The sequence below is a fragment of the Desulfocurvus sp. genome, from assembly GCF_023230885.1.
GTDB lineage: Bacteria > Desulfobacterota > Desulfovibrionia > Desulfovibrionales > Desulfovibrionaceae > Desulfocurvus.
In genome coordinates this window covers 1-7,971 of sequence record NZ_JALNWM010000164.1, presented here as the reverse complement: position 1 = coordinate 7,971, position 7,971 = coordinate 1, and the positions used below count along the sequence as shown (strand labels likewise).

Below are 7,971 nucleotides of genomic sequence, written 5' to 3'. Positions count from 1 at the left end.
GCTCCAGGTGGCGGATTTCGTTGATGCCCGTGGTGCGCGTCAGCTCCGCCAGGGAGGACATGGGCACCAGCTGCCCGCCCGGCGTGGACAGCAGCGTGGAATACAGCTCCTCGGGCGAGCCCACGCGGTCGGCCCCGGCCTTGAGCACCAGGTCGATGGAGGGCAGGCCCTCCTCCTTGAACTCGCCGACCTTGCGCCCGTCCATGAGCACGTCGGCGGACAGGCCCAGGTCCGCGGCGGTGAGCCCGGCGGCGCGCAGCCGGTCGCGTACGGGCGCAAGGCGCACCTCGGGGAAGGTCATCTCGAAGGACGGCACCGGGCGCACCTCGGAGCCGGGCATGGCCTGGGGGATGGAGAAGAACAGGGTCTGGGCCGCCCCGGCCAGGGTTTCCAGGTCCGCGCCCGAAAGGTCCACGTCGATGGTCCGGTCGCCGCCCAGGCGATCCTGGAAGATGCCGGCCTGGAAGGCGAAGCCGAAGACCCCGGGGATGGAGTTGGAGATGCCCTTGACCGGGCCGAGCAGCTCCTTGGCGCGCTGCTCGTCGGAGGCGGACAGGCCGAAGATGTTGAAGCCCGGCGCGCCCACATAGAACAGGTCGCGGATGCCGGGCAGGCCCCCGGGGCCCTGGTCGCGGTTCAGGAACGGCTCCGCGTTCCGGAAGATCAGCTCGCCCGCGCGCTCGCGCTCCTGCACCGACTGCCCCGGCGGGGGGATGAGCACCGAGAGGATGAAGTTGCGGTTGCCCTGGGGCAGGTACTCCATCTTGGGCATGAACAGCGCCGTGGCGCCCACGGCGAACCCCGTGAGCAGCGCGATGGTCGCCAGGCGCGTGCGCCAGCTGCGCAGGCAGGTTTCCACCAGGGCCATGACCACCCCGGCGAAGGCCCGCCCGAAGGCCTTGAGGGGCCGCAGGGCCCGCAGCTCGAAGGCGGCGGGCTCGCCGTCCTGCGCGGCGGCGCCCTTGCGCGCGAAGCGGCGCTGGGCCAGGCCGAAGAGCTTGGACGCCAGCATGGGGATCACCGACACGGACACGAACAGCGACAGGCCCACCGAGCAGGTCACGGCGATGGCGATGTCCTTGAAGAGCTGCCCGGCCTCCTCCTGGGTGAAAACCACGGGCAGGAACACGGCGACGGTGGTCAGCGTCGAGGCCAGCACCGCGCCCCAGACCTCCCGCGCGCCGTCGTAGGCCGCCAGGGCCGGGCTCTTGCCCAGCTGCCTGCGGTGGCGGTCGATGTTCTCCAGGACCACGATGGCGTTGTCCACCAGCATGCCCACGGCGAAAGAGATGCCCGCCAGGGACACAACGTTCAGGTTGCGGTCCAGGGCGCGCATCATGATGAACGAGCCGATGACGCTGATGGGAATGGCCGCGCCGACGATGAGCGTGGAGGAGAAGCTGCGCAGGAAAAGGAGCAGCACGGCCACGGCCATCACGCTGCCGATGAGGATGTTCTGGCGCACCAGGTCGATGGCGCCCTCGATGTAGGGCCGCTGGTCGTAGGCCCAGTCCATGCGGATGCCCTGGTCCTTGAGCTTGCCCTGGTTCAGCTCCTGGACCACGTCCCACACGGCGTTGGTCATGTCCAGGACGTTGGCGCCGGGCTCGGGGTTCACGCCCACGCCCAGGCCGGGTTCGCCGTTGTGCATCATGGCCACGGAGGTCTTCTCGAAGCCGAAGGCCGCATGGCCCACGTCGCCCAGGCGCACCCGGCGCTGCCCGTCGGAGAGCAGCACCACGTCCTCGATGTCCTGCGGGTCGCGGAACTCGCCCGTGGAACGGATGCGGTATTCGTGGCGCCCCAGGTCCATGTTGCCCGCCGAGACGTTGACGTTCTCGGCCTGGAGGGCTGCGGCCACGGCGGGGATGGTCAGCCCGTGGGCCGCGAGGCGGACCGGGTCGACCACCACATGCATCTCGCGCTCGGTGCCGCCGCCGACGAACAGGTCGGCCACGCCCGGCACGCGCTCCAGGTACTGGCGCACCTCGTTCTCGAAGAACGTGCGGTAGCTGGCGATGGGCCGCTCGTTGCCCTGGTTGGCCTTGAGCACGACCCAGATCACCGGCGAGGCGGCCGAGCCCGTGGCGGTGATCACCGGCTTGTCGGCCGTGGCCGGATACGAGGGCACCTCGTTCAGCTTGTTGGACACGCGCAGCAGGGCGTCGTCCACGTCGGTGCCGATGGCAAAGCGCAGGGTGATCTCGCCCTGGCCGTTCTGGGAGGTGCTTTCCATCTCCGTCAGCCCGGCCAGGCCCTTGAGCACGTCCTCCTGCTCCTCCACGATGTCGCGTTCGATCTCGTAGGGCGTGGCGCCGGACCAGGTGGTGGTGACGGTGATCTCCGGCTCGGTGACCGTGGGCGTGAGCTGGTAGGGCATGCCCGCCAGGCCGATGAGCCCGAAGAGGACCACGAGAATGATGCCCACGACGACCGTCACGGGACGACGGATGGAATATTGGATGAAGTCCATGAGTCCCCTCCCCCGCCGGGTTCGGCGGGGCGGATCGCTTTGGGGTTGCGGCTAGTCGGCGCCTTCGGTGCGCAGGGGGGCGCCGGGGTACAGGCGTTCCTTGCCCTTGACCACCACGGGCAGGCCCGCGGCCAGGCCCGGGCCCTCGACCCAGGCGTGCAGCCCCTCGTAGGCCACCACCCGCACCGGCACCAGCCGCGCCGCTCCGGCCTCGGCAACGAAGACCACGTTCTGCCCGCGCATGAGCCCCACGGCGTCGCGCGGCACGCGCACGGCCTGCACCGCCTGCCCCGAGGGCAGGTGCGCCACGGCCTGCATGCCCTCGGCCAGGCCGACGGCCCCGGCCACGCGGATCTTCACCGGAAAGGTCCGGGTGGCCACGTCGCCCTTGGGGATCACCGCGTGCACCGCGCCTTCCAGCCGCCGCCCCGAGACCGTGACCTCCACGGGTTGGCCCGCGGCGATGAAGGGCAGGATGTCCTGGGGCACGGAGACGACCACGTCCACGGCGTCGTCGCGCCCCAGAAGCGCCACCCCCGCCCCGGCGGCCAGCCACTGCCCGCGCTCCACCGCGCGCTGGAGGATCACCCCCGCAAAGGGCGCGGGCACGCGGGCCTTGTCCAGCTCCAGGCCCAGGCGCTCGGCCTGGGCCCGCTGGGCCTCGGCCTTGGCCTCCAGCTCGCGCACCGTGAAGCGCGCCTCGTCGAAGTCCTGCTCGGCGATGGAACGGCTGTTCATGAGTTCCGTGCGCCGCGCAAGCTCCAGGCGCGCAAGCTCCAGGGACGCCTCGGCCCCGGCCAGCCCGGCCTGGGCGGCGGCCAGCCCCTTGTCCAGCAGCGCGGTGTCCAGAGTCACCAGGGCCTGCCCGGCGCGCACGCGCCCGCCCTCCTCGAAGTTCACGGCCAGCACGCGCCCGCCGACCTCGGCGGCCACCAGGGACACCTCCGGAAACTCCACGCTGCCCACGAAATCCGCCCGGGGCGTCGCCGTGCCGTCCTCGGCCTGACCAAGGATCACCAGCGTGGGCGGGGGCCCCTGGGGCGCCCCGTCTTCGGCCCGGGCGCCGGACGCAAGGGTAAACAAAAAGACCAGCACCAGCCCTGTCGCGATGCCTTTCATGCAAACCTCCGCCCCAAGGGGGGCACGTTGGCGGATCTTATCTCTTGTCGCGCAGATAGCTCACATGCGCATACAGGCGGTCGAGCATCGACAGGAGCTGCTCCTGCTCCTGGGGCGTCAGGCAGGAGAATGCCTGCTCGCTTTCCCGGGCGAAGATGGGCATCAGCTTGTCCTTGAGCCTGCGCCCCTCGTCGGTCAGGTAGATGCGGTAGGTCCGCCTGTCGTTGGCGTCGCGCTCGCGGAACACGATACCCTTGCCTTCGAGCACGTCGATCATCCGCGTGATGTTGGCCGTGTCCTTGAAAGAACATTCGGCCAACTCCTTCTGGGAGCGCCCCTCCTGCTCCCACAGCCGACACAACAGCGCCCACTGCTCGGAGGTCACGTCGATACCGGCCAGCCGGAAGCTGCGGCGCAGCTCGAACTTCATGGCCTTGCCCGTCCGGTAGATGGCATAGCCGGCGGACGCGTCGAGGGAAAACGGATGGTGGCTCATGGCAATACCTGCATACGATTACTGGTGGGGACGCTAGCGCCCGGAAAGGCACGCGTCAACAGGAAAGCCTGTTTGAAACGCAACATGCCCCCGTTCTTCCGGAAAACAACGCAATTCGAACCGGGGCCGCTTTCGCGCCGGGCGGGCGGGAAACGAGCCGAGGGGTCCGGCGCAAGCCAGACCCCCCGCAAAGACGATCGCGCGGCCCGCAAGGGCCAGCGGCGACGGTCAGCTCTTCTTGCCGCGGCGCTCCCACAGCTTCATCTCGCCCATCTTCTTGCGGCGCTCGCGGGCCAGGCTCTTGCAGACCAGGGAGGTCTTCTTGGGGTAGCCCCACTTCTCCTTGTAGTCCACGGGCGTCAGGTCGTGGGTCGACAGGTGCCGCTTGGTCAGCACCTTGAAGCTCTTGCCGCACTCCAGGCAGACGATGCTCTTCTCGCGGATGGCCTTCTTGGGGTCCACGGCCGGGGAATCACCGTCGGCGTCCACCGCATCGTCGCTGATGTTGGCGATACCGTGGGCCAGCTTCTGGACCATGGAGATGATCTCCTCCTCGGTCATCGTACGCACGCTGGCCTGGGCCTTCACTATCTCAAGCGCTTCCTTCAAGTAGTCGTCCATGTTGTTCCTCCGAAATGGGTGTGTGCGCACTCTATAGCTGACGAATCATGGCATTGCAATATGTTTTTCCGGGGCAAAAAACGGACGCTGTCCGGGGAGCGCACTTGCGCAACATCCTGCACAAATCCCTCATGGCCGACCGGGAATTACCGCCCCGTCATTCCTGCGCCAGGGAGCCGGTGTCGCCTCTCATGCGCCAGCGGACACAGGCCGGGGACAAGTGCATTGGCCCGCTAAAAACAGGCCCGGAAAACCGCCAGTGCAATAATCGGTTCCCGCCCCTGCGAAGCACCACTACTTTGAGAAAAAAAGAACGGAGAGACACAGCAATGCATTGGCCCCTCGCGCGGCGCGGCCTGCAACGCGGCGCCAGGGGCCGCCCCCGGGCGGCCAAAGGCGGCGGGCGCGGCCACCCGTCCGGTGGCCGCGCCCGCCCTGCCCGGGCCCCACGTCGTGCCCGCCCCGGGCCGAGGCCCTATCCGCCCAGCCCGGCCGCCCGCAGGATGGTCGCCAGCCCCAGCCGCTCGGCCACCACGTCCGCCAGCCGCTCCAGGGCCGGTTCCACGTCGTAGGGCGCCACCACCCGGCCCACGGGGGCCAGCCCCGCCCGGCGGCGCAGCCCGTCCAAGAACGTCCGCCGGAACCCGTCGGCGTCGAACAGCCCGTGCAGATAGCTGCCCCACACCAGCCCGCCCGGCGCCGCGAACCCGATGGGCTGCCCGTCGGCGCGCTCCACGCAGACCGCCGCCCCCGCCCCGGGCGCCGCCACCGTGCGGCCGTGATGGATCTCGTAGCCAGCCAGGGCCAGCCCCGTGGGCACATGGCGCGCCGCGGCGCGCACGAGGGTCTTCTCGCCCGCCAGTTCCGTGTCCACCCCCAGCAGCCCCAGCCCCGGGCGCACGCCGCCGCCCTCCAGGCCCAGGGGGTCGGCCACCTCGCGGCCGAGCATCTGCAAGCCGCCGCACAGGCCGACGATCTCCGTGCGCCCGGCGGCGGCCAGCTCCGCCAGCTCCGCCCCCAGGCCCGAGGCCCGCAGCCAGTCCAGGTCCGCCACGGTGTTGCGGCTGCCCGGCAGGATCACTGCGTGCGGGCGGCCAAGCTCCCCCGCCCGCCGCACCACGCGCAGCCAAACGTCCGGCTCCCCGGCCAGGGCGTCCAGGTCCGTGAAGTTGGAGACGTGCGGCAGATCCACGCAGGCCACCTCCACCTCCCGCCCGGGGCCGGGCCGCATGTCCAGCGCCCCGCTCTTGAAGGACACCGAGTCCTCCTCCGGCAGGCCCAGGTCGGGCAGGAAGGGCACCACCCCCGCGAACGGCACCCCCGTGCGCGCCGTCACGGCCTCCAGGGCCGGGCCCAGCAGGCTCTCGTCGCCCCGGAAACGGTTGACCACAAAGCCCGCCACCAGGGCCCGCTCCCACTCGGCCAAAAGCTCCATCGTCCCCGTGAACGCCGCGAAAACCCCGCCCCGGTCGATGTCCCCCGCCAGCAGCACCCGCGCCCGCGCATACCCGGCCATAGCCATGTTCACCATGTCGTGCGCCCGCAGATTGATCTCCGCCGGGCTGCCCGCGCCCTCCAGGATCATCACCTCGTGCTCCGCCGCCAGGGCGTCGTAGGCCGCCCGGGCCTGCGCGAAGGCTTCGGGCTTGTAGCGCACATACTCGCCCACGCGCATGGTCCCCACCGGGCGGCCAAGGACGATGACCTGCGAGCCGCGGTCGCTCACCGGCTTGAGCAGCACCGGGTTCATGCGCACGTCGGGCTCCAGGCGGCAGGCCCGGGCCTGGGTCGCCTGGGCCCGGCCCATTTCGCCGCCGTCGCGCGTGACGAACGAGTTGAGCGACATGTTCTGCGACTTGAACGGCGCCACGGCGTAGCCCTCGCGCAGCAGGATGCGGCACAGCGCCGCCGCCAGCACGCTCTTGCCCGCGTTGGACGAGCAGCCCTGGACCATCAGCGCGGGCGTGCGCCGCCGGACCAGCGCCGGAGCCGGGCCGCCCAGCTCGCGGCCCAGGGCGCGCACCAGCCGCCCGTTATCCTCCCCGCCGCGCACCGCCACCCGGAAGTGGCGCCCGTCCAGCCCCTCGAAATTGGCGCACACGCGCACCGCCACCCGCGCGCCCTCCAGCAGCCGCCCGGCCAGGGCCGCCGCGTCCGCCCCCGCCCCCTCCAGGCGGCACAGCAGGAAGTTCGCCTCGCCGGGAAACACCCGCAGCCCCGGCAGCGCCTCCAGGGCTCCGGCCAGCTCCGCCCGCAGCCGCGCCGTCTCCTCCAGCGTGCGCCGGGCGTAGTCCCCGTCCCCCAGGGCCCGCAGCCCCACGGCCTGGGCCAGCCCGTTCACCGACCACGGCGGCAGCTGCGCGCGCCAGGCCGCCGCGACCCCCGGCGCCGCGAAGCCCAGCCCCAGCCGCAGCCCCGGCAGCGCGTAGAACTTGGTCATGGACCACAGGACCACCACGTTCCCCGGCCGCGCCCCGGCAAGGCGCCCCAGCCCGGGTACGAAATCCGCGAAGGCCTCGTCCACCACAACCCAGGCCCCCGGGAACTCCCGCGCCAGGGCGCGCAGCGCCTCCGGGTCCACCGTGCGGCCCGTGGGGTTGTTGGGCTGGCCCAGGAACACCGCCGCGCCCGGCCCGTGCCGACGCAGCCAGGCCGCCGCGCGCCCCAGGTCCGGCGCGAACCCCCGCGCGGCGTCCAGGGGCAGGGTGTCCACCGCCAGCCCCGCCAGCTCGCAGGCCCGGCGGTAATCGGCGTATCCCGGCGCGGGCACCAGGGCCCGCGTCAGCCCCAGGGCCCGGGGCAGGGCGTAGAGCAGCTCCGTGGAGCCGTTGCCCGCCACCGCCTCGGGCGCCGCGCAGCCGAAGCGCGCCGCCGCCGCCGCGCACAGCGGCCCCGCGTACGGGTCCGGATAATGGCGCAGCCCCGACAGGGCCGCGCTGACCTCGCCGCGCAGCCAGTCCGGCGGCCCCAGCGGGTTGATGCTGGCCGAAAAATCCGCCAGCTCCGCCACCTCGCACCCCGCCCGCGCCGCCAGCGCGCGCACCTCGCCGCCATGCCCGAATCCTGGATTTCGCATGCCGCGCAGCCTACACGAGAAGGGCTCGCGCCGCCACAGCCGGAGCGGCGCCCGGCCCGCCCCGGCGGGCCAAAACCGGGGCGGGCGCCGACCCCCGGAACCGACGCACCGCGCGCCCGACGCACCGCGCGCCCGACGCACCGCGCGCCCGACGCACCGCGCGCCCGACGCACCGCGCGCCCGACG

5 protein-coding genes are annotated in these 7,971 nt (G+C 71.9%); all 5 read right to left on the bottom strand.

Going from position 1 to position 7,971, the window contains the following annotated elements:
- Nucleotides 1-2,473, bottom strand: a 2,473-nt coding sequence (locus M0P34_RS11640; protein WP_291499269.1) for an efflux RND transporter permease subunit, incomplete at its 3' end; no start/stop codon positions are given.
- A gap of 51 nt (nucleotides 2,474-2,524) precedes the next feature.
- On the bottom strand, nucleotides 2,525-3,592 hold the full coding sequence (locus M0P34_RS11635) for an efflux RND transporter periplasmic adaptor subunit (RefSeq protein ID WP_291499266.1): 1,068 nt from the start codon (nucleotides 3,590-3,592) through the stop codon (nucleotides 2,525-2,527).
- A 37-nt stretch (nucleotides 3,593-3,629) separates the two neighbouring features.
- Nucleotides 3,630-4,088, bottom strand: coding sequence for a MarR family transcriptional regulator (locus M0P34_RS11630; protein ID WP_291499264.1), 459 nt, complete (start codon nucleotides 4,086-4,088; stop codon nucleotides 3,630-3,632).
- 228 nt (nucleotides 4,089-4,316) lie between these two features.
- Nucleotides 4,317-4,709 (bottom strand): MucR family transcriptional regulator, encoded by a 393-nt coding sequence (locus tag M0P34_RS11625; protein WP_291499263.1) that lies wholly within the window; start codon nucleotides 4,707-4,709, stop codon nucleotides 4,317-4,319.
- A 475-nt stretch (nucleotides 4,710-5,184) separates the two neighbouring features.
- Entirely contained in the window at nucleotides 5,185-7,785 is a 2,601-nt protein-coding gene (locus M0P34_RS11620; protein ID WP_291499261.1) for a cobyric acid synthase, read from the bottom strand.
- Nucleotides 7,786-7,971 lie beyond the last annotated feature (186 nt).